Origin of the sequence: Rhodococcus sp. 14-1411-2a (assembly GCF_002259485.1) — a bacterium.
Lineage (GTDB): Bacteria > Actinomycetota > Actinomycetes > Mycobacteriales > Mycobacteriaceae > Rhodococcoides.
Window position 1 is genome coordinate 134,063 of record NZ_NPGA01000019.1, and the last position, 22,188, is coordinate 156,250.

20 protein-coding genes are annotated in these 22,188 nt (G+C 65.6%); 9 read left to right on the top strand and 11 right to left on the bottom strand.

Annotated elements, in window-relative coordinates; all coding sequences use genetic code 11:
- Positions 1 to 45 precede the first annotated feature (45 nt).
- Both CH291_RS19305 and clpX read left to right on the top strand, forming a co-directional pair.
- Entirely contained in the window at positions 46 to 687 is a 642-nt protein-coding gene (locus CH291_RS19305; RefSeq protein ID WP_008715342.1) for an ATP-dependent Clp protease proteolytic subunit, read from the top strand.
- Positions 688 to 984: 297 nt separating this feature from the next.
- Positions 985 to 2,265 carry an ATP-dependent Clp protease ATP-binding subunit ClpX gene (gene clpX, locus CH291_RS19310; protein WP_032394600.1) on the top strand — a complete coding sequence of 427 codons (1,281 nt, stop codon included), beginning with the start codon at positions 985 to 987 and terminating at the stop codon, positions 2,263 to 2,265.
- A 79-nt stretch (positions 2,266 to 2,344) separates the two neighbouring features.
- Here the strand turns inward: clpX and CH291_RS19315 are convergent, their stop codons facing one another.
- The 3 genes from CH291_RS19315 to CH291_RS19325 form a co-directional block, all read right to left on the bottom strand.
- A complete protein-coding gene (locus CH291_RS19315) occupies positions 2,345 to 3,157 on the bottom strand; it encodes an N-acyl homoserine lactonase family protein (RefSeq protein ID WP_256980912.1) in 813 nt (270 codons plus the stop codon).
- Between the two features lie 8 nt (positions 3,158 to 3,165).
- Positions 3,166 to 4,524, bottom strand: coding sequence for an MFS transporter (locus CH291_RS19320; RefSeq protein ID WP_068052529.1), 1,359 nt, complete (start codon positions 4,522 to 4,524; stop codon positions 3,166 to 3,168).
- 178 nt (positions 4,525 to 4,702) lie between these two features.
- The gene (locus CH291_RS19325; RefSeq protein ID WP_068052526.1) at positions 4,703 to 5,380 is read right to left on the bottom strand and encodes a TetR/AcrR family transcriptional regulator; all 678 of its coding nucleotides are present in this window, start codon (positions 5,378 to 5,380) and stop codon (positions 4,703 to 4,705) included.
- Positions 5,381 to 5,489: 109 nt separating this feature from the next.
- Here CH291_RS19325 and CH291_RS19330 point away from each other — a divergent pair, with 109 nt between their 5' ends.
- Both CH291_RS19330 and CH291_RS19335 read left to right on the top strand, forming a co-directional pair.
- Entirely contained in the window at positions 5,490 to 6,377 is an 888-nt protein-coding gene (locus tag CH291_RS19330; RefSeq protein ID WP_068052524.1) for a shikimate dehydrogenase, read from the top strand.
- Positions 6,374 to 8,263 carry a sugar phosphate isomerase/epimerase and 4-hydroxyphenylpyruvate domain-containing protein gene (locus tag CH291_RS19335; protein ID WP_094688394.1) on the top strand — a complete coding sequence of 630 codons (1,890 nt, stop codon included), beginning with the start codon at positions 6,374 to 6,376 and terminating at the stop codon, positions 8,261 to 8,263. The genes CH291_RS19330 and CH291_RS19335 overlap by 4 nt, the downstream gene beginning before the upstream one ends.
- A gap of 7 nt (positions 8,264 to 8,270) precedes the next feature.
- Here the strand turns inward: CH291_RS19335 and CH291_RS19340 are convergent, their stop codons facing one another.
- Genes CH291_RS19340 through pcaH form a run of 6 tightly spaced genes read right to left on the bottom strand, consistent with a single transcriptional unit; the run spans position 8,271 to position 14,191 of the window.
- Positions 8,271 to 9,482, bottom strand: a complete 1,212-nt coding sequence (locus CH291_RS19340; RefSeq protein ID WP_068052519.1) for an acetyl-CoA C-acetyltransferase — start codon at positions 9,480 to 9,482, stop codon at positions 8,271 to 8,273.
- Positions 9,475 to 10,296, bottom strand: coding sequence for an IclR family transcriptional regulator (locus CH291_RS19345; RefSeq protein ID WP_094688395.1), 822 nt, complete (start codon positions 10,294 to 10,296; stop codon positions 9,475 to 9,477). Before CH291_RS19345 ends, CH291_RS19340 begins: the two co-directional genes overlap by 8 nt.
- Entirely contained in the window at positions 10,293 to 11,474 is a 1,182-nt protein-coding gene (gene pcaDC / locus CH291_RS19350) for a bifunctional 3-oxoadipate enol-lactonase/4-carboxymuconolactone decarboxylase PcaDC (protein ID WP_094688396.1), read from the bottom strand. Before pcaDC ends, CH291_RS19345 begins: the two co-directional genes overlap by 4 nt.
- On the bottom strand, positions 11,471 to 12,820 hold the full coding sequence (pcaB, locus tag CH291_RS19355) for a 3-carboxy-cis,cis-muconate cycloisomerase (protein ID WP_094670671.1): 1,350 nt from the start codon (positions 12,818 to 12,820) through the stop codon (positions 11,471 to 11,473). The genes pcaDC and pcaB overlap by 4 nt, the downstream gene beginning before the upstream one ends.
- 23 nt (positions 12,821 to 12,843) lie before the next feature.
- Positions 12,844 to 13,482, bottom strand: a complete 639-nt coding sequence (gene pcaG, locus CH291_RS19360; RefSeq protein ID WP_068052501.1) for a protocatechuate 3,4-dioxygenase subunit alpha — start codon at positions 13,480 to 13,482, stop codon at positions 12,844 to 12,846.
- Positions 13,475 to 14,191 carry a protocatechuate 3,4-dioxygenase subunit beta gene (gene pcaH, locus CH291_RS19365; RefSeq protein ID WP_068052499.1) on the bottom strand — a complete coding sequence of 239 codons (717 nt, stop codon included), beginning with the start codon at positions 14,189 to 14,191 and terminating at the stop codon, positions 13,475 to 13,477. The genes pcaG and pcaH overlap by 8 nt, the downstream gene beginning before the upstream one ends.
- A 109-nt stretch (positions 14,192 to 14,300) precedes the next feature.
- Here pcaH and CH291_RS19370 point away from each other — a divergent pair, with 109 nt between their 5' ends.
- Both CH291_RS19370 and CH291_RS19375 read left to right on the top strand, forming a co-directional pair.
- On the top strand, positions 14,301 to 15,050 hold the full coding sequence (locus CH291_RS19370) for a CoA transferase subunit A (protein WP_179272194.1): 750 nt from the start codon (positions 14,301 to 14,303) through the stop codon (positions 15,048 to 15,050).
- Positions 15,047 to 15,730 (top strand): CoA transferase subunit B, encoded by a 684-nt coding sequence (locus CH291_RS19375; protein WP_068052496.1) that lies wholly within the window; start codon positions 15,047 to 15,049, stop codon positions 15,728 to 15,730. Before CH291_RS19370 ends, CH291_RS19375 begins: the two co-directional genes overlap by 4 nt.
- Here the strand turns inward: CH291_RS19375 and fdhD are convergent.
- Positions 15,713 to 16,552: a formate dehydrogenase accessory sulfurtransferase FdhD gene (fdhD, locus tag CH291_RS19380; RefSeq protein ID WP_094688397.1), complete on the bottom strand. Its 840-nt coding sequence runs from the start codon at positions 16,550 to 16,552 to the stop codon at positions 15,713 to 15,715. The two genes, CH291_RS19375 and fdhD, sit on opposite strands and share 18 nt — an antisense overlap.
- A gap of 34 nt (positions 16,553 to 16,586) precedes the next feature.
- Complete coding sequence (gene malQ, locus CH291_RS19385; RefSeq protein ID WP_179276622.1) at positions 16,587 to 18,794, bottom strand: 4-alpha-glucanotransferase; 2,208 nt, start codon at positions 18,792 to 18,794, stop codon at positions 16,587 to 16,589.
- Between the two features lie 149 nt (positions 18,795 to 18,943).
- Here malQ and CH291_RS19390 point away from each other — a divergent pair, with 149 nt between their 5' ends.
- Genes CH291_RS19390 through CH291_RS19400 form a run of 3 tightly spaced genes read left to right on the top strand, consistent with a single transcriptional unit; the run spans position 18,944 to position 22,180 of the window.
- The gene (locus CH291_RS19390) at positions 18,944 to 19,375 is read left to right on the top strand and encodes an ATP-binding protein (RefSeq protein ID WP_068052491.1); all 432 of its coding nucleotides are present in this window, start codon (positions 18,944 to 18,946) and stop codon (positions 19,373 to 19,375) included.
- Positions 19,375 to 20,160, top strand: a complete 786-nt coding sequence (locus CH291_RS19395) for a SigB/SigF/SigG family RNA polymerase sigma factor (protein ID WP_037193137.1) — start codon at positions 19,375 to 19,377, stop codon at positions 20,158 to 20,160. The genes CH291_RS19390 and CH291_RS19395 overlap by 1 nt, the downstream gene beginning before the upstream one ends.
- A 28-nt stretch (positions 20,161 to 20,188) precedes the next feature.
- A complete protein-coding gene (locus CH291_RS19400) occupies positions 20,189 to 22,180 on the top strand; it encodes a S9 family peptidase (RefSeq protein WP_094670667.1) in 1,992 nt (663 codons plus the stop codon).
- Positions 22,181 to 22,188: the final 8 nt, after the last annotated feature.

Genomic DNA, 22,188 nt, shown 5'->3' on the forward strand with positions numbered 1-22,188 from the left:
CGGCCGCTCCCGGCGACCCTCGATCACTTACATCTTGGAGAAACGATGACAAACCTGTTCGACCCCAATCAGCTGCCGTCCTCCCGATACATCCTGCCCTCCTTCGTCGAGCACTCCAGCTACGGCGTGAAGGAATCGAACCCGTACAACAAGCTGTTCGAGGAGCGCATCATCTTCCTCGGCGTCCAGGTCGACGACGCGTCCGCCAACGACGTCATGGCGCAGCTGCTGGTGCTCGAGGGCCTCGATCCCGATCGAGACATCACGATGTACATCAACTCGCCCGGTGGATCGTTCACTTCGCTGATGGCGATCTACGACACGATGCAGTACGTCCGTGCCGATGTCGCGACCGTCTGCCTCGGCCAGGCTGCGTCTGCCGCGGCCGTCCTGCTCGCCGCCGGCACTCCCGGTAAGCGTGCAGCACTGCCCAACGCACGCGTGCTGATTCATCAGCCGTCGAGCGGTGGAATTCAGGGCCAGGTGTCCGACCTGGAGATCCAGGCCGCCGAGATCGAGCGCATGCGTCGACTCATGGAGACCACCCTCGGCCGCCACACCGGCAAGGATCCCGACGTCATCCGCAAGGACACCGATCGCGACAAGATCCTCACCGCGGAACAGGCCAAGGACTACGGGATCATCGACACCGTGTTCGAGTACCGCAAGCTCTCTGCCCAGAAGTAGCAGAGCGACTACCACCGGTCGGACCGTGTAGGTCCGGCAGAAGAATCCGACGCCGGGTGTGAGTGCAGAACTCCACCCGGCGGTCGCGATCGGCGACCCGAATGGCGCAATCGGTGAAATCGGGTGGCGAATCACCGGAAACAACCCGCCCATGTTCGGCGAACACGGGTACCGTCGCATCCAAGAACTCGGTCGACCGAAGTCGGCATGACGACAGACCGAGAAGTAGCCCACGAAGGTTTCGGCCACACCCGGTCGGCGTGGGTCGTACGCGGACAAGGAAGTAGGAACCTCCGAATGGCACGCATCGGTGACGGTGGCGATCTGCTGAAGTGCTCCTTCTGCGGCAAGAGCCAGAAGCAGGTCAAGAAGCTCATCGCTGGACCAGGGGTGTACATCTGCGACGAGTGCATCGACCTGTGCAACGAGATCATCGAAGAGGAGTTGGCCGAGTCGAGCGAAGTCAAGCTCGACGACCTCCCCAAGCCCTCCGAGATCAAGGACTTTCTCGAGAACTACGTGATCGGTCAGGACGCTGCCAAGCGCACGTTGGCCGTTGCGGTCTACAACCACTACAAGCGCATCCAGGCCGGTGACAAGGCGCGCGACGTGCGCGGTGAATCGGTCGAACTGGCGAAGTCGAACATCCTGATGCTCGGACCGACGGGGTGCGGAAAGACGTACCTCGCGCAGACCCTGGCGAAGATGCTCAACGTGCCGTTCGCCATCGCCGACGCCACCGCCCTCACCGAGGCCGGATACGTGGGCGAGGATGTCGAGAACATCCTGCTCAAATTGATCCAGGCCGCGGACTACGACGTCAAGCGCGCCGAGACCGGCATCATCTACATCGACGAGGTCGACAAGATCGCTCGCAAGAGCGAGAACCCGTCGATCACGCGCGACGTGTCCGGCGAAGGCGTGCAGCAGGCGCTGCTCAAGATCCTGGAAGGAACACAGGCCAGCGTGCCGCCGCAGGGCGGTCGCAAGCATCCGCATCAGGAGTTCATCCAGATCGACACCACCAACGTGCTCTTCATCGTGGCCGGTGCGTTCGCCGGACTGGAGAAGATCGTGTCCGATCGGGTCGGCAAGCGCGGGCTCGGCTTCGGAGCCGAGGTTCGCTCCAAGGCCGAGATCGACACGCAGGATCACTTCGCCGAGGTCATGCCCGAGGATCTGATCAAGTTCGGTCTGATCCCCGAGTTCATCGGTCGACTGCCGATGATCGCGTCGGTGACGAATCTGGACAAGGAATCGCTCGTGACGATTCTGTCGGAGCCGAAGAACGCGCTGGTCAAGCAGTACCGACGCCTGTTCGACATGGACGGCGTCGAGCTCGAGTTCACCACCGAGGCCCTCGAAGCAATTGCCGACCAGGCGATTCTCCGTGGAACCGGTGCCCGTGGACTGCGCGCCATCATGGAGGAAGTTCTGCTGCCGGTGATGTACGACATCCCGAGCCGCGACGACGTCGAGAAGGTCGTCGTGACTGCCGAGACGGTGAACGACAACGTGCTGCCGACCATCGTGCCGCGCAAGCCCGAGCGTCCGGAGCGCCGCGACAAGTCCGCCTGATACGGCCGATCGATTTGCTGGACAACGACGAATCCCCGACCTCATCCGCGAGGTCGGGGATTTTTCGTTCTCGTCGTGGTCAGCCGATGATCACGGCGTGCGCACCGGGGGCGGCGGTCACGGCGGGAAATCGGCTCGATACCAGCGGGTCGTGGCCGGGTACGAAAATGCCGGGGTCGGCGGCGAGCTCACGGATTCGATCGAAGGCTCCGTACATGTCCGGCAGCGCGTGCAGGATCGCGAACGGGCTGTCGTCCTCGATGTTCTCGTAGAAATGACTGGCGTCCGAGGCCAACACCACCGGGCCGCGGTCGGTGTGCACTCTGACCACCTGCATGCCTGCGGTGTGTCCGCCGACGGCGTGTACCGACAGCCCTGGGAACAGGTCGATATCGCCGTCGACGAGGTCGAGCCGGGTGCCGCGATCGGCGGTTCGGATGTGTTCGGTGTCGGCCTGCGAGTGCAGCCACCGTCCTCGGGTGATGCGGGCGGCCCACGGCCCGGTCCAGTATTCGAGTTCTCTGCGCTGCACCACGTATCGCGCAGACGGGAGATCCGCGACGACCCCGGTGTGGTCGTAGTGCAGGTGGGTCAGGATGCAGGTGTCGATGTGATCCGGTGTCAGCCCCAGTTCGCCGAGCAGTTCGATGGGTGACCCGTGATAGTCGAGCCCGTCCTTCGATTCGGCTGTGGACCGGGACATTCCGGCGTCGATCAACACCGTGCGGGTCTTCGAGACAGCGAGCCACACGTAGTAGGCCACCGTCTGGCTTTCGGTGCTGCGCTCGTCGCGTTGGTGAAAGAGAGTGCTGCGCAATGCCGTTCGAGTGGCATACTGCAGGGCGAGCACCGTCCAGGTGCCCGCCGCTGCAGGTCGAAGTGCGTCGATCACGATCTCGATCAGACCGACGCGGCGCGTGCGCTGTCGGTGGTGCGAGTCCGAAGACCGAGCTCGTCGGTGGGGGTACGGAAGGTCTCCTTCGACGTGGCGACGATGACGACGTTGATGGTGCAGAAGACCGCGGTGACGATCGCGACGGGTAGCCACGCGCCGACCTCGGCTCCGGCGATCGCTCCTGCGATGGTCGGCGCGAATCCTGCGATGGCGAAGCCGATCTGGGTTCCCAGTGCGGTTCCGGTCAGGCGAACCCGGGCTGGGAACATCTCACCGTAGAACGAGGGCCAGACGCCGCCGGTGGCGCTGTGCACGAAGCCGAACATCACGATGCCGAAGACGAAGATGAGGACGTAGTTGCCGCTCGAGATCGACCACAGGTAGCCGAACATCAGGATCGCGCAGCCGATGGAGCCGAACAGAAACACCGGCTTGCGGCCGATGCGATCCGACAGGGCACCGAAGAATGGCAATGCGAAGAGGGCGACGACGTTGGCAAGAACGCCCACCCACAGCATCGGGGTGCGCTCGAGGCCGACGGTGTTGACGGCGTAGGACAGCGCGTAGACGGTGAAGATGGTGCTGACGGAGGCGATGACAGCGGCGAGCATCACGCGAAGAACGGCCGAGCGATGGTTGCTGAGCAATTCGGCGACGGGCAGGCGCTGCGGTTCGGTGGACGCAACTTCTTCCTCGAAGACCGGGGTCTCGTCGAGCGATCGGCGGATGACGAAGGCGGCTACGACGACGAAAGCGCTGAGGAAGAACGGGATTCGCCAGCCCCAGCTGAGCAGTGCTTCCTCGGGGAGCATGGCGACGGGCAGGAACACTGCGGTGGCGAGAATCTGTCCGCCCTGGGTGCCGCTGAGGGTGAAGCTGGTGAAGAATGCGCGCCTGTCGTCCGGGGCGTGTTCGAGCGTCATCGAGTTGGCCCCGGCTTGCTCACCGCCGGCCGAGAATCCCTGGCACAGGCGAAGCAGCACCAGGATGATGGGCGCGGCGATGCCGATGGATTCGTACGAGGGCAGGACACCGACGCCGAGGGTCGCGATACCCATCAGCAGGACGGTGGCGACCATGACCTTCTTGCGTCCGTAGCGATCACCGATGTGGCCGAGGACCAGCGCGCCGAGCGGCCGTGCGAGGTATCCGACGCCAAAGGTGGCCAGGGCCAGCAGGGTTCCGGTCGCCGGGTTGGACCCCGGGAAGAACACGCGGCCGAAGACGAGTGCGGCAGCAGTGCCGTAGATGAAGAAGTCGTAGTACTCGAGGGCGCTGCCGACCCATGCGGCGGTCGCCGCTTTGCGCGGGTTCGCCCCGGGGCGAAGCGGCGTCGGGTGGGAGCCAGGGGTGTGCGAATCCATCGTTCTCGTGTCTCTCTTCGTGAGGCGGGGGAGCTCGGGCGCTGGTCGACGACGCATTCTCGGCGATCGGACCGCTAATGTACTAAATGGTTAACACCGGGTGCCCCTGAATACTGAACGTGATCCATGCCACGTGTCAACCCCCGAAGTGACGAGACCTACCGCGCAAGCGCGAAAATCAGCGAGAAGGCGAGGTCAGGAACGCGATGATCATGTCGCCGAGCATTGCGCGCAGGCGCTCTCGATGCCGGGGATCGGTGAGGTCGCGACCGAAGAGGGCCTCGAAGGTGTACCGGTTCGACAGACGGAACACACAGAAGCTGCTGATCGTCATGTGCACGTCGAGGGCATCGACGTCCGTGCGGAAGACCCCGTCGGCCTGTCCACGCTCGAGGATGCTCGACAGCAGTTCCGCAGCGGGATTGCCGAGGTTGCTCAAGGCCTCGGATCTGGAGATGTGTTCGCCGCGGAGGATGTTCTCGGTGGAGACCAGACGGATGAAGTCGGGATTCTCCTCGTGATGGTCGAACGTCAGAGAGGCGATGGCCCGAATGGCTTCGACCGGTCCCAGGCCCTCGACGTCGACGTCTCGTTCACGCTCGCGAATGCGCAGGTACGACCGTTCGAGTACGGCCTTGTACAGGCCTTCCTTGTCGGTGAAGTAGTAGTACAGCATCCGCTTCGTCGTATGCGTGCGCTCGGCGATCTCGTCGATGCGCGCCCCGGCGAAGCCCTTGTCCGCGAACTCCTCGGTGGCCACCTCGAGGATGTTGTGCCGGGTCAGGTCGCTGTTGCGTCGACGCTTGACGGTGGGTCCACTGCTGTCGTCGGACGTGTCGGTTGCGCGCGGAGCCATGGATCAACTCTATCGGCACCGATTGCGGCAAAAGGGTTGGGCGTGAGGCGGAGGCGTAGTACCGTCGAGCTAATTCACCAATTCGTACATTAGGCCCGAGGAGATCGACATGCCGGAATCCCTGCTCTGCGGACTGATCGGGACGGGCATCGGCAAGTCGCTCACTCCCGCGATGCACGAACGGGAGGGTGCCGAGCACGGGCTGACCTACCAGTACCGAATCATCGATCTGGACAGCCGTGGACTGACCGTCGAAGATCTGCCCCGTCTCGTCTCGACCGCCGCGGACCTCGGATTTCGAGGACTCAACATCACGCACCCGTGCAAGCAGCGCGTCATCTCCACTCTCGACGGGCTCTCCGAGGACGCCGCCCGACTCGGAGCCGTCAATACCGTCTTGTTCGCCGACGGCCGTGCCGTCGGCCACAACACCGACTGGTCCGGATTCGACCGCAACTTCGGTCGCGGATTACCCGGTGCCGACATCGGTGACGTGGTGCAACTCGGTGCCGGGGGAGCAGGGGCGGCCGTTGCCTACGCGATGGCCCGACGCGGCGCAGGCAGGCTCACTCTCGTCGATGCCGATCCGCTTCGGGCTCGACAACTCCGAGATTCCCTGTCGGTGATGTTCCCGGACGTCGACATTGTCTCGGCAGGACTCGACCGGCTCGCCGCCGTCCTCGACACCGCAACCGGCCTGGTGCACGCCACCCCGATCGGAATGGTCGAACACCCCGGATCTGCTGTGCCCGAGGCACTCCTGCATCCGCGGATGTGGGTTGCCGAGGTCGTGTATCGACCGGCCGAGACCGAGTTGCTCGCTGCCGCATCCCGAGTCGGGTGCCGAACGCTCAGCGGAACCGGAATGGCAGTGTTCCAGGCCGCCGACGCATTCGAGATATTCACCGGACGCATCGCCGACGCCGATCGAATGATCGCCCACATGAGTGCGTTGATCGCGCTGGAGGATCGCGCCGCCGCAGGTGTTCTCGCATGACGCACATCGCCACATCGGTGGCAACGGTATCGCTCAGTGGTTCGCTGGACGAGAAGATGCGTGCCATCGCCGATGCGGGGTTCGACGGCTTCGAGGTGTTCGAGCCGGACTTGATCAGCTCTCCGGATCTTCCCGCGGACATCGCTAAGAAGGCAGCCGACCTCGGTCTGACCCTCGATCTGTATCAGCCCTTTCGCGACGCCGACTCGGCCGATCCGGAACAGTTCGCCCGCAACCTCGTTCGCGCCGAGCACAAATTCGACGTCATGGAACAGTTGGGGTGCGATCTGCTGTTGGTCTGCTCCTCGCCGCTGGCCGGTGCCGTCCGTGACGACGCCTTGCTGGTCGAACAGATGGCAACCCTCGCCGAGCGTGCGCATCGGCGCGGAATGCGACTGGCGTACGAGGCGTTGGCGTGGGGTGCCCACGTGAGCACCTACCGCCATGCCTGGGACATCGTCCGGCAGGTCGATCATCCCGCTCTGGGAACGTGCCTCGACAGCTTCCACATCCTGTCCCGCGGAGACGATTCCGCAGGCATTCGAGAGATCCCCGGCGAGAAGATCTTCTTCCTCCAGCTGGCCGACGCGCCGCACCTGGTGATGGACGTACTGCAGTGGAGCAGGCATCACCGGTGCTTTCCCGGGCAGGGCAGCTTCGATCTGGCGCGGTTCGGTGCCGATGTCGCTGCCTCCGGGTACTCCGGCCCGTGGTCGCTCGAAATCTTCAACGACGTCTTCCGTCACTCCGACACCGGCCGCACGGCATCCGACGCGCATCGATCGCTGCTGTACCTCCAGGAGCAGGTGCGCGACGTCGAAACACCCTCTGCCGGTAACGATCTCTTCGCGCCGCCACCGCCCGGTCCGATCGAGAACGTCGTCTCCCTGCGAATCGCAGCAGGGCCTGCGAAGGCAGCGCAACTGGGTACGACACTGCGACACCTGGGCTTCGATCTGACCGCAGCACACAGCGAACACGGACTCAGCCTGTTCACCCAGGGGCCGCTGGCGGTCGCCGTCGACACCACGGTGGACACGCTGTGGACCGCGCCCGGCGTTCCGGCTCACCTACCGGCGTTGGCCCAGATCGGGATTCGCAGCGAGCGGCCGGATCTGTGGCTGACTCGAGCTCGTGCGCTGGGAGTCACCGCGTCCACCGTCTCCATGCCCGGCGTGGCCGACGCCACCGACGCAGTGGTACGTCTGGCCGTGACCGGTGCGACGTCGCTGGACCTCCGAACCCGCCACAGCGCGGGTGCCTGGCAATCGGCATTCGACCTGGCACCCAAGGTGGTGCAGGAGAACCGGGCGTGCGTCTCGCACGTGGATCACATCGCCCTCGCCGTGCCTGCCGAGAGCTGGGACGGCGTGATGTTGCTGCTGCGCTCGGTATTCGGCATGGTGCCGCACGAGGGCCAGGACGTCGTCGACGCGATCGGCCTGGTTCGTAGCCGAGCACTCACCCTCGCCACGGCCAACGGCACTATTCGACTCTCGCTCAACATGGTTCCCGGCCGCCCGTCGGACTCGGACCCTCTGCCCGCGGCCCGGCGCGGAGGCGTCGGACATGTGGCGTTCGGGTGCGAGGACATCTACGCCGCTGCGAGTGCGATGACCGAACGCGGCCTCACCCCGCTGCGGATCTCGCCCAACTACTATCGCGATCTCGACGCGCGATTCGGACTCGGCTCCGAGACGTTGGACGCGATGCAGCGCCTCGGGATCCTGTACGACGCGGACGGGACCGGCGGTGAGTTCTTCCACTTCTTCACCGAAACCGTGGGTGACGACCTGTTCTTCGAGGTGGTCCAGCGAGTGGGTGGCTACGAGGGCTACGGGGAGACCAATTCGGCTGTGCGACTGGCGGCGCAACTGCAGTACTGATCGGTGATCAGCCGATTCGCTCGAACACCGCCGCAAGTCCCTGTCCGCCGCCGATGCACATGGTCTCGAGTCCGTAGCGGACTTCCCGTCGGTCCATCTCGCGCAACAGCGTCGCCAGGATGCGGGCTCCGGTGGCACCGACGGGATGGCCGAGCGAGATGCCGGAACCGTGTGGGTTCAGCCGAGGATCGTCGGACTCGATGCCCCACGACCGAGTGACGGCGAGAGCCTGAGCGGCGAACGCTTCGTTGAGTTCGATGATGCCCATGTCGTCCAGGCTCAGTCCGAGGCGTCCGAGCGCCTTCTCGCTGGCCGGTACCGGTCCGATACCCATGGTGCGCGGAGCGACGCCGGCGACACCCCAGCCGGCCAGTCTGGCCAGCGGCCGAAGACCCAGTGCTGCAGCCTTTTCCGGGGTGGTGACGATCGCGATGGCGGCACCGTCGTTCTGTCCGCTGGCATTTCCGGCCGTGACCGTCGACTCGGGGTCGATCGACGCACGAATCGCCTTCAACTTCGCCAACGACTCGAGGGTGGTGTCGGCACGGGGATGCTCGTCGGTGGTGACGAGTATCGGATCCGATTTACGTTGGGGGACCGACACTCCCACGATCTCCTCGGCGAACACGCCGCTGTTCTGCGCAGCGACTGCGCGCTGGTGAGACTGCACTGCGAGTGCGTCCTGATCGGCGCGGGCGATCGAGAACTCCGCGCGCAGATTCTCCGCGGTTTCGATCATGCCGCCGGGAACCGGAAAGTTCTTGCCGCCCGCGGTCACTCGCGCTCGGGCGAGTCGGTCGGACAGGGCCACGGCCTCGGCCTTGACGCCCCAGCGCATGCCGGTGGCGTAGAACTCCGTCTGACTCATACTCTCGACGCCGCCCGCCAGAACCAGATCGTTACCGCCGGACTGCACCTGCATGCACGCCTGCAGTACTGCTTGCAGACCGGAGCCGCAGCGTCGGTCGACCTGCATCCCGGGGACGTCGATACCCAGATCTGCATCGAGCGCGGCGATGCGTCCGATCGCCGGTGCGTCGCCGTTGGGGGATGCCTGGCCCAGGATGACGTCGTCGATGTCGGCACCGGAGATGCCGGTTCGGGCAACGAGTTCGGCGATGACGGTGGCGGCCAGGGCCTGGGCGGAGATATCGCGGAACTGACCGCCGAAGCGGCCGACCGGGGTCCGAAGGGGTTCGCAGATGACGGCGTCAGGCATGGGTGGTTCCTCGTCTGTCGTTGGGTCCGGTACTCACCCGGAGCAGGTCGGTCTCGATGGCGCGGGTGGCGTCGAGCAAGGCCGGGAGTAGTTCGGTGCGGACTGCGTCGGCGGTATGACGCGCAGCCTGGGTGGAGACGTTCGCCGCAGCGACGACCGTCCCGTTGCTGTCGTGGATGGGAGCCGCGATCGATCGCAGGCCCTCTTCGAGTTCCTGATCCACCAGACAGAAGCCGTCGGTCCGTACGCGTTCGAGTTCGCGTCCGAGTGCGTCGGCAGTGGTGATCGTCTTCCCGGTGAGCGGAGTCAGCCGGACTCTATCGAGGTAGGCGGCGAGTTCGTCGGCCGGTAGACCGGCGAGCAGCACTCGTCCCATCGATGTCGCGAATGCAGGGAATCGGGTGCCGATGTTGATGCCGACGGTCATGATGCGGCTGACCGGAACTCGGGCGACGTACACGACGTCGTCGCCGTCGAGAATCGAGACCGAGGACGATTCTCGGACCCGTTCGGCGAGAGCTTCCAGATGCGGCCCCGACACTTCCGGGAGGGACAGGCTCGACAGGTAGCTGTAGCCCAGTTCGAGCACCCGCGGGGTGAGCCAGAACATGGAGCCGTCGGTACGGACGTAGCCGAGTTCGACGAGTGTGAGCAGGAACCGTCGGGCAGTGGCGCGGGTGAGGTCGGTTGCTCGGGCGACATCGGAGAGTGTTCGACGCGGATGCTCGGCGTCGAAGGCTCGGATCACCGCGAGGCCACGGCCGAGCGACTGGACGTAGTCCGAGGACGGCGGCGGTGATTCCGCGGGGTTCACGAGGTACCCGATTCGGTCTCGGCGGAGGACTCGGCGATGGCTGCGTTCGCCAGAGCGAATGCGCTGTTGCTGTTCGGAACTCCCGCATACACGGCAGTGTGCAAGAAGACTTCGGCCAGTTCGTCCGGTTCCAGTCCGGCGCGCAGCGCTGCGCGGATGTGCATGTCGAGTTCGTGCTGATTGCCCACGGCCGTCAGGATCGCCAGGGTCAGCAGTCTGCGGGTGTGGTGATCGAGTCCCGGTCGGTTCCAGATGTCACCCCATGCGGTACGGGTGATGAAATCCTGGAACGGTGCGGTGAACTCGGTGCGGCCGGCGATGCTGCGGTCGACATGCGCATCGCCGAGGACGCTGCGCCGCACCGTCATACCGGCATCGTGGGCCGCTGCGCGTCCGACGGCATACGCGTCCGACCCGATGTGTGCGGCAACGGCCGCGGTGACGGGCCCGGCTTGCTCCACGTTGGCCAGATGAGCGGCCGGGTCGAGAACTCGGAACGTCGATCCGGCGACGCCGTCGGCGATGATCTTCAGGTCCTCGGGGGTGGTCGAGGGATCCTGCCGGCCCGCGATCACCAGGGTCGGAGCGGTGATCCGGTTCAGATCCGAACGAGAATCCCACTCGGACAACGCCTCACAGCATGCTGCGTAGCCCTCGTCGGACGTGTCGGCGATCATCCGGCGATGACGCTCGACGAGATCGGCGTCGCGCGCGGCCAGTTCGGGGGTGAACCAGCGCTCGAGTACGGCATCGGCCAGCGACGCCGTGCCCGCCGCCCGGACCGCCGCGGCACGGTCGAGCCATTGCGCCTGCTCACCGAACTTAGCCGAGGTGCACAGCAGTGTCAGAGTCCGCACTCGCTCCGGACGATGGATGGCGATCCACTGCGAGACCGCACCGCCGAGGGACAGACCGACGAGGTGCACACGGTTCACCTCGAGTGAATCCAGCAGCGCCACCACGTCCTCGGCGAGTTCGGCCACCGAATAGGGACCGGGTGGCACCGGTGATCGTCCGTGCCCGCGAAGGTCGACGGCGAGAACGTGAACGGCGGCGGACAGAGTTCCGATCTGCGGGTTCCACATCGATCGGTCGGAGCCGAGCGAACCGATCAGCACGACGGTCTCCGCGTCGGCGCTCGGTCCTTCGATGCGTTCGTGAGCAAGTGCGACAGTCATCGTGAATCCTTCGAATCTGTGGTGTGTTCGGTGTCGAGGTCGTGCTCGGCGAGGATCGCGTCGACCAGCTCGGGTGCGTGGCCGAGATACGCGGCCGGGTCGAGTAGTTCGCGCACCGTCGACGGTGGCAGGAATGCCGTGATGGCAGGGTCGCTGTCCAGCGGCGCTCCCGTCGCGCATCGCGCAGTGACGATTTCGCGGGCCTGCTCGGTGTGCGCTGCCAATGCCGCGGTGACACGTTCGGCGAGCAGCGCTCCGCCCGTCGCGTCGAGATTGCGGGCCATTTCCTCGGGATGAACGTGCAACCCGCTCAGGCTCTGCGTGATTCGGTGGGCGGCACCACCGGTGAGGCGGAGCAGATCGGTGATCGTCTCCCACTCGGCATGCCACGCTCCAGCGGCGCGCTGGTGTTCGTGGTCCATGTTGGAGAGCACGGTGGCCACCGCACCCGGGACGCGCCGGGCCGCAGCGCGAGCCGTGACGGCGGCAACGGGATTGCGCTTGTGCGGCATCGCCGACGATCCGCCGGGCGCGTCCTCCGAGACCTCGCCCAGCTCGGTGGCGGACATCGACACGATGTCCCCGGCGATCTTGCCGATCGTTCCTGCTGCGACACCCAACGAGCACGCAATATCGGCAATCGCGGTGCGGTCGGTGTGCCAGGGCGCGGTCTGTCGAGCCAACCCCAGTTCGACGGCGAGCGCGGCGGCGACGGCCGGTCCGTGTGGATGCACGGCGGCGAGAGTGCCTGCAGCGCCGCCGTACTGGACGGTGCATGCGCGTCGAACGGCTGCGACTCCGGTCCGCGCGCGACGCAGCCCCGAGAACCAGTTCGCAGCCACCAGGCCGAAGGTGGTGGGCAAGGCCTGCTGGCCGAGAGTGCGGGCCGCCATCGGGGTGGTGCGATGGGTCAGGGCCAGACTTCTCGCGGCCGCACTCGCAGCGTCGAGCGAGGCCTCGATCACACCGAGCGCGTCGCGGGAGAGGAGCATCAGCGCGGTGTCCATGATGTCCTGGCTGGTGGCACCGGGATGCACTGCCGTGGCAGGAACCGCGGCCTCGGCCACCACGTTCCGAAGAATCTTCACCAGCGGGATCACCGGATTACCCCCGGCCGCGGCATCTGCTCCGAGCCGCGCGATGTCCAGGTTCGCCCCGAGTTCGGTCGCGGTGGTGGTGACGATCTCGGCGTGACCGGCCTCCACGAGACCGACCGTTGCTGCGGCCCTCGAGAGCGCCGCCTCGACGGCGAACATCGCTGTCACCCAAGCCCGGTCGCCCACGAGCGGTGCGAGCGCGTCGCTACCGAACGTCGGATCGAACAGTGCCCCTCGCTCGGATTCCATCGTCCCCTCTCGCCATCGGTGTGTCACAGCGCGAAGAACGGAGTCTCGTCGCCGTCCGGATCGGTGTTCTGCAGCACGATGTCGAGGTGGTACCCACCGTGCACCGGTGCTGCGACGAGTCTGGCACGCTTGTGCTCCGGCACGGCGGACAACACCGGATCGAGCTCGTTGGCCTCGGTCTCGTCGGGAAAGTACACCCGCGTCACGACCCGCTCGAGCATCCCGCGGGCGAAGATCCCGACGTCGATGTGCGGTGCCTCCACAGCACCGTTCTCGGCGGGAAGCGGTCCCGGCTTGATCGTCGTGATCGTCATCGTTCCGGTCTCGTCGGCGAACGCTCGCCCGAAGCCGCGAAAGCCTGCGATGCGAGACGGCACCGCGCCACGCGGATCGTCGGGGTGATCGAACCGGCCGTCGCCGTCGGCCTGCCAGGTCTCGATCATGGCGTCGGACATGGGGTTTCGGGCTCCGTCGATCAGTGTGAACGACACGGTGATCTCGCCTTCGGTGCCCGGCGGCACCACGTTTTCGCCGTCGGGCCACAACAATCCGATGTGCACGTACGGGCCCACGGTCTGCGACGGTGTCTGCCCGAAGGAGGCGGTGGTGAAATCGGCTCCGGCGACCACGGGGTAGCGCGGGGCGAACTCGGGATCAGTCATCGTGGTCGTCTTCCTCGAAGGGGGTGGCGTTTCGGCCGCGGAGCACGATGTCGAATCGAAATCCGAGGGCCCAGTTGTCCTGTGTCGCCTCGTAATCGAACGCGCCGATCATTCGGGCCCGCGAGTCCTCGGGGGCGGCGTTGAAGATCGGATCCTGGAAGAACATGGGGTCGTCCGGGAAGTACATCTGTGTCACGAGGCGCTGGGTGAACGCCTGGCCGAACAGGGAGAAGTGAATGTGAGCGGGCCGCCATGCGTTGTGGTGATTGCCCCACGGATACGCGCCCGGCTTGATCGTGGTGAAGCGATACCTGCCCTGGGCATCGGTGAGAACGCGACCGGTGCCGTTGAAGTGCGGATCCAGTGGTGCTGGCCACCGGTCACCGGTGTGCCGGTATCGACCGCCTGCGTTGGCCTGCCACACCTCGACGAGGGTGTTCGGAATCGCCTTGCCGTCGCTGTCGAGCACCCGGCCGTGCACGATGATCCGCTGCCCCTGCGCCTCACCGTCGTTCGCCAGGGTGAGGTCTGCGTCGGCGGCGGTGACTCGTCCCTCGCCCAGTACCGGTCCGGTGATCTCGGTGAGTCGCTGGGGGAGCAGGGTCAGTGGCTGTGCCGGATGCCGAAGGGCGGTGGTCCGGTACTCGGGGAAGTCGCGTGGGGCATGGACACCCGATTGGTCCCGGTACTCGGGCGGGAGATGAAGCATCGACGGTTCCTCACGATCGTGGGTGATCTACGCAACAGCCAGAATAGCGAAGTGTTCGCATTGTGGCAAACTGTTCATATTCCGCACAGAATGCTGTAGCGTGCATCTCATGTTGGACAAAGTCGTGGCCAGCGCCACCGAAGCCGTAGCGGACATCCCTGATGGGTCCTCGATCGCCGTCGGGGGATTCGGATTGGTCGGAGTGCCGGAAATACTGATCGACGCCGTGCTCGCGCAGGGTGCGACAGATCTGGAGACCATCAGCAACAACTGCGGAACCGATGGCTTCGGTCTCGGCGTTCTGTTGATGCAGCACCGCATTCGGAGAACCATCAGCTCCTACGTGGGCTCGAACAAGGAATTCGCACGGCAGTACCTGTCCGGAGAACTCGAAGTCGAGCTCACTCCGCAGGGCACGCTTGCCGAGCGGCTGCGCGCAGGCGGTGCCGGGATCCCCGCGTTCTTCACCCCCGCAGGCGTCGGCACCCAGGTCGCCGACGGGGGATTGCCACTGCGCTACGACGGTAGCGGCGGAATCGCACTGGCCAGTCCGCCGAAGGAGACACGCGAGTTCGACGGCGTCACCTACGTGATGGAGCGCGGAATCGTCGCAGATTATGCGCTCGTGCACGCGTGGAAGGGGGACCGTCACGGGAACCTGGTGTTCCACGCCAGTGCGCGAAACTTCAATCCGCCCGCCGCGGAGTCGGGACGCATCACCATCGCGCAGGTCGAGCATCTCGTCGAGCCGGGTGAGATCGGACCCGACGAGGTGCACACCTCGGGTATCCACGTACAGCGGGTGGTCCACGTCGGACCGGTCGAGGTCGGCATCGAGCAGAGGACGGTACGAGCATGAGCGAGAAGATGACCCGCGAACAGATGGCGGCACGGGTGGCACAGGAGCTCAGCGACGGTCAGTACGTCAATCTCGGCATCGGCATGCCGACCCTCGTGCCCAACTACATCCCCAACGACGTCTCGGTGATCCTGCATTCGGAGAACGGGGTGCTCGGCGTCGGACCGTATCCCACCGAGGACGAACTCGACGCGGAGATCATCAACGCGGGCAAGGAGACCATCACGGTCCTTCCCGGTGCGTCCTACTTCGATTCCGCGCAGTCGTTCGGAATGATCCGCGGCGGCCAGGTCGACGTCGCCGTACTGGGGGCGATGCAGGTCAGCGCCACCGGTGATCTGGCGAACTGGATGATTCCCGGGCACATGGTCAAGGGCATGGGTGGCGCGATGGATCTGGTGCACGGAGCGAGACGCGTCATCGTGATGATGGAGCACGTCTCCCGCAAGGGCGAGCCGAAGATTCTGGAGCAGTGCACCCTGCCGCTGACCGGTAAGGGCTGCGTACACAGGATCATCTCGGACATGGCCGTTCTCGACGTCACCGAGAACGGTCTCCGTCTCGTCGAGACCGCACCGGGCGTGTCCGTGGACGAGGTCAGGAACGCGACCGCGGCCGAACTACTGGTCGACGCCGGTCAGGAGTGGAGCCTGCGGAACGACTCAGGCACTACCGTCTGAGACGAGAACGCGGTCGGCGTGGGAGTAGATGTTCATCGACCGGCCGCGGAGGAAGCCGACGACCGTCAGACCGGATTCGGTCGCGAGGTCGACCGCCAGCGAGGACGGGGCCGAGACCGCCGCGAGAATCGGTATTCCGGACATCACCGCCTTCTGTGCCAACTCGAACGAGGCGCGGCCGCTGACCATCAGCACCGTGCCCTGCAGGGGAATTCGATCGTTGGTCACCGCCCAGCCGACGACCTTGTCGACGGCATTGTGGCGACCGACATCCTCACGCAGGACGAGCATCTCGCCGTCCGCAGTGAACATGGCGGCGGCGTGCAGGCCGCCGGTCGTATCGAAGACCTTCTGCGCAGCCCTCAACGTGTCGGGTAGCCCGGTGAGAGTGTCCGAGTTCACGACGACGGAATCGGCCACGGGGGAATGCTTGGTGCGCAGGCGAATTGCGTCCAACGATCCCTTTCCGCACACCCCACACGAGGACGTCGTGTAGAAGTTGCGTTCGACGCCGGTCTCCGGCGGAGCGACACCCGCGGCCAGGGTGACATCGAGGACGTTGTAGGTGTTCGCACCGTCGTCGTCGACCCCGTCGCAGTAGCGAGCCGCTGCGATGTCGGCACCCGAGGCGATCACACCCTCGGTCAGCAGGAACCCGTGAGCGAGCTCGACGTCGTGGCCGGGAGTGCGCATGGTGACGGCCAGCGCTGCGCCGTTCACCCGCAACTCGAGCGGCTCCTCCACCACGAGGGTGTCCGGACGTTCGACGCGGTGCTCACCTCGGAGTCGGACAACGGGCCTGCGGGTGGTGATGCGGCCCATCAGTATCGGCCGGATTCGCGGTGACGTGGGTGACTCATTCTTCGATTGTGGACCCCGGTGTCGTCGGGCCGTCGACTCGGTCGGCCATTGCGCTCACCAACGAGACCAGGCGCGGGTGATCGATGAGGTCGTCGACGAGCACACGCTTGCCTTTCGCGTCGGCCAACGGGATCTTCCAGTTCTCGTACTGGGTTTCGTCGGTACCGGGCTGGTTCTGAATTCGGTGTTCGCCGACGGCGTCGACGAGAGCGACACCGATCAGCAGGGACGGGCTGCGCTGGACGAGGCGATGCAGAGCTTCCACCGTCTCGTGGTTGTCGGCGTCGGCGCCGAGCAATCCGCGCTCGCGCGCCAGGTCGAGAACGGCCTCGCGCTTGGCTGCGTCGATGTCCTTCTCGGCCTCGATGTCTCGTTCGAGCAGGCCGAGACGGGACCGCAGGTCGATGTGTTCCCCCTCGAGGTATCCGGCCGTCGGGGGCAGATCGTGTGTGGTCACCGACGTCAGGCACAGGGTGCGGTAGTCCTCGGGTGCAATGGGCCCGGATTCGTCCGCTTCGAACCACAGGATCGAGGTGCCGAAGATGCCGCGCTCGGTGAGGTACTCCTGCACCATCGGCTCGAAGACACCGAGATCCTCGCCGACCACCACCGCGCCTGCCCGCTCGGCCTCGAGGGCCAGGATGCCGATCAGCGCCTCGTGGTCGTACTCGACATACGTTCCGCCGCCGGCATTCTCGGCCTCCTGCGGAATCCACCACAGGCGGAACAGACCCAGGATGTGGTCGACGCGGATACCGCCGGCATGACGAAGGATCGTGCGCAGCATGTCGCGGTAGGGGACGTACGCCAGTTCGCGTAGTCGGTCGGGATCCCACGGGGGTTGGTTCCAGTTCTGGCCCTGCTGGTTGAAGTTGTCCGGCGGCGCGCCCACCGTGACTCCCGACGCCAATACGTCACCGAGCGCCCAGGCATCGGCTCCGCCGCGCGCCACGCCCACGGCGAGGTCGTGCATGATGCCGATGTCCATCCCAGCATCGAGTGCCGAGCGTTGCGCGGCGGCCAACTGCTCGTCGCAGATCCACTGCAGCCACATGTGGAAGTCGATGCGCTCGGCGAGCTTGGTGCGCTGTTCGAGCACGAAGTCGGTCCGCGGGTGTGCTGCCTTGTCGGTCCAGGCCGAATTCTCGGGTCCGAACTTCTCCGCCAGGGCGCTCCACACCGCGAAATCGCGCAGTCCGGAACCCTCGCGTTCGACGAACGCTCGGAATGCGGATTCGCGCGCCGGGCTCCGTTCCACCTTGTGAACACGTTCCAGGGCACGCAGTTTCGCCGTGAAGGTCGAGTCTCTGTTCAGCTTTCCGGTTCGCTTGTTGGCCTTGTCGAACCGCTTCGCCGCTTTCCGGACCTTGCCGAACTGTTCCGGTGACAGCAGCGCGGTTTCACGAATGTTCTCCACTCGGATGTAGAGCGAGTTGAAGAACCGACGGGTGGTCGGCAGATAGGGCGACGCCTCGACCGGTGTGGTGGGTCGGTCGGCGTGCAGCGGATTGACGAGGAGATAGTCGAAGCCGTGCTCGCGGCCGACGATGTCGGCCATGTCCTCGAGATCACCGAGATCGCCGATTCCCCAAGATCGTCTCGATCGCACCGAATACAGCTGGGTGAGCAAGCCCGTCCGCTGCCGATCTGCCAGTTCTGCGTTGGGTGACAACGACTTCGGAGTGACCACCACAACCGTGTCCGACGTCCGGACCGTGTTGTCCTCGCTGATCGTCGTCGCGGTCAGGCTGTGCCAACCGAGCGGTGCACTGCTCGGAACGACGAACGTGGCACGACCGATGAGGCGGCCGTCGACCTCACGGGGATCGACCCAGACGTCGGCCTGGGTCACCTCGATGGTCTCGCCGTCCTCGGAGACCATCGAGACCTCGACCGGATTGCCGTGTGGCACATGGACCCACACCACGGCATCGGTGCCCTGCGTGGCCACCACCACCGGCGGAAGCAGGCGCCGCCACGGCGCGTTCTCGATGTCGGCCAGAGCTCGGTCGACGTCCTCGGTCGATTCGGTTGCGTAGCCGCGCGCGGCGAGCACCTGACGCAGGGTGTCGTCACTCACTTCGTGTTCGGTGTCGTCCCAGCCTCGGTACGAGGTCGATGTGCCGAGGCGTCGGGCGAGAGAGCGAAGTGCCTGCGAGTAGTCCACACCGATGATCGTGCCAGTTCGCCGCGCCCGCGTCATGCCGGCCGGGGCTTCGTTCACCGGCCACCGCTGCGATTCGAACGATGTGCGGGCCCGGTTGCTCGACTGCCAGGATTGAAACATGCCGAGCTGGGTAGTCTGGGTCGGCGAACGGTAAAACGACTGCTCGGCGACGATAGGAAGTGCGGATGGCTGGGGTCAGCAAGATCGAAGAACTGGAGCGAGGTTCCGGTGCACCGGTCGAGCTGAGGGTGCGCGCCGAGGCCGACCAGCTTCCGGTGGTCCGCGCGGTCGCCGAAACCCTCGCAGTGCTCAGCGACTTCACGCTCGACGACATCGCCGACGTGAAGTTGGTCGTGGACGAGGTGTGTTCGCAGTTGATCAAGGGCTCGGTCACCGATGCAGAGCTCTCGTGCACGTTTGCGGTGAGCGACTCCGGAATCCGGATCGTCGTCACCTCCACGTTGGCACCCACATCCGTGCCGAAGAAGGACAGCTTCGGCTGGCACGTGCTGCAGACGCTGACCGACGCCATCGAGCTGCGCTCCGACGACCCCGTCGAGGGCGATGCCGGTCACACGGTCGCGATCGACGTGGTCAAGCGGAGGAGCAAGGTCTAGTGCCTGTGCCGCACGAACGAAGCACACGGCGAGAGTCCGACGATTACAGCGACGTTGTCGCGCTGATCCAGCAGATGCAGGCGCTCGACGAGAATTCACCGCAGCGCCGAGTGCTGCGCGATCGCATCATCACCCGCTGCCTGCCTCTCGCAGAACACATCGCACGCCGCTTCGGCGGCCGCGGCGAAGCACACGAGGACCTGCTGCAGGTCTCACGTCTCGGTCTGGTGAACGCGGTCGACCGATTCGACATCGAACGCGGTTCGGACTTCGTGTCGTTCGCCGTGCCCACGATCATGGGCGAAGCTCGCCGCTACTTCCGCGACGCCGGATGGTCGGTTCGAGTGCCGCGGCGCATGAAGGAACTGAACTCGATGATCTCCCAGGCGGTGGGATCGCTCTCGCAGAAGCTCGGCCGAGCTCCGACCGCGAGCGAGATCGCGGCCGAACTGGGGATCGACGTCAAGGAAGCTTCGCAGGCTTTGCTTGCGCGCAGCGCGTATCAGACCGTTTCGGTCGACTCGGTGGTCAGCGAGGATCGGTTGCCGCTGATGGACACCCTCGGTGCCGACGATCCCGAACTCGAGAAGATGGAGAGCTACCTCGCGGTGCGGCCTGCACTCGAGAAGTTGCCCGAGCGTGAGCGTCGAATCGTCGTGCTCCGATTCTTCGGTTCGATGACCCAGACTCAGATCGCGGAGAAGGTGGGGATTTCGCAGATGCACGTCTCGCGAATCCTGGCTCGCACGCTCGCTCAGCTGCGCGAGGACCTCGGCGAGGACTGAACTCGACCGGCAAAGCTAGGCTCGCGGGATGAGTATGTACGACGACGTCGACGAGTACATCGGAGCCCGCAGGGTCACGGGCCTGGCTGCATCGCAAGATTTCTCACGGGCGGTGGTCGTGGTTGCCGCACTGGACGATTCGCGGACCGAGTACCGAACGTCGTTGTGGGAGATCGATGTCGACGGCGGTTCGCCCGCCCGGCGCATCACCCACGGCGAGTGGGGTGAGGGTGCTCCGGTGTTCACCTCGGCGGGCGATCTGTTGTTCTCTCGCACATCGAGCAAGGACGATCCGGCTCGGCTGTGGATTCTGCCTGCCTCGGGCGGTGAGGCGCGCGTTCTCGAGACCAGGGCCGCCGGTCTGAGCGAGGTCCGAACTGCGCGTTCCGGATTCGGGCTCGTCGGGCTCTCGCCGGTGTTCGGATCGTCGAGCACCGATGAGGACGACGACGCCCTGCGCACCGAGCGCAAGGCGAACAAGGTGGATGCAATTCTGCACACCGGAGTCCCGGTGCGTTTCTGGGATCACGATCTGGGGCCTGCGACGCCGCACCTGTTCGCGGGATCGTCGGACGGTTCGACCGGACTGCGCGATCTGACGCCGGATGCGGCCGGCGCGTTGCACGAAGCGGCCTTCGATGTCGGTGCCGACGGTTCGTTCGTCGTGTCCACCTGGTCCGTCCCCGGCGCTCTGGCGACCGTGCGGACGGTGCTGGTGCGTATCGACACCGCGACGGGGGAGCGCACGACGATCGTCGACGACGTCGATGCCGACCTGGGCGCGCCTGCGATCTCGCCGGACGGCACGTCCGTGGTGTTCGTGCGTGAATCGCTCTCCACTCCCGAGGACGCGCCTCGAATGACGCTGCAGCGCTACGATTTCGAGTCGGCTTCGGTCGTCGATCTCGCTCCCGGCTGGGATCGGTGGCCGATCGACCCGGTGTGGCTGCCGGACGGGTCGGGAGTATTGGTCACCGCGGACGACGACGGCCGGTCCCCGATCTTCGTCGTGCGTGAGGGCGCGGAGCCGCGTCGGCTGACGAACACGAACGACGCGTACACCCACGTCCACGTGTCCTCGGACGGAACCAGGGTGCTGGCCCTAGCCGCGTCCTATCTCGCCGCCCCGCATCCGGTCTCGATCGACCTGTCCGACGGCACCGTCGACGACCTCGACACCTCCGTCGACCGCTGCCCGGTGCCCGGAACTCTCACCGAGATCGACACCGTCGTCGACGACGGTGCCCGGGTGCGCGGCTGGCTGGCGCTGCCCGAGGGTGCCTCGGACGCGACACCCGCACCGCTGCTGCTGTGGGTGCACGGTGGCCCGCTCGGCTCGTGGAACACCTGGTCGTGGCGGTGGAATCCATGGCTGATGGTCGCCCGCGGGTACGCCGTGCTGCTGCCGGATCCGGCGCTGTCCACCGGGTACGGCCAAGAGTTCGTACAGCGAGGCTGGGGAGCGTGGGGCAAGGCTCCGTTCACCGATCTGATGGCCTTGACCGACGTCGCGGTCGCGCTACCCGAGATCGACGAGACCCGCACCGCGGCGATGGGCGGATCTTTCGGCGGTTACATGGCCAACTGGATCGCCGGACACACCGATCGGTTCGACGCCATCGTCACCCATGCGAGCCTGTGGGCGCTCGATCAATTCGGCCCGACGACCGATGCACCGTGGTACTGGGCGCGGGAAATGTCTCCGGAGATGGCGGTCGAGAACTCCCCGCACCTGTTCGTCGCGGACATCGCGACGCCGATGCTGGTGATCCACGGCGACAAGGACTATCGCGTGCCCATCGGCGAGGGCCTACGGCTGTGGTACGAACTGCTCAGCGAATCCGGCCTGCCCGCCGACGACGAGGGCAACACCTCGCACCGTTTTCTCTACTTCCCGGCCGAGAACCATTGGATTCTGAGTCCTCAACACGCCAAGGTCTGGTACGAGGTGGTGCTGGCGTTCCTGGCCCAGCACGTGCTGGGCGAGAGGGTGTCGATGCCCCGAATCCTCGGCCACTAGAATCGACC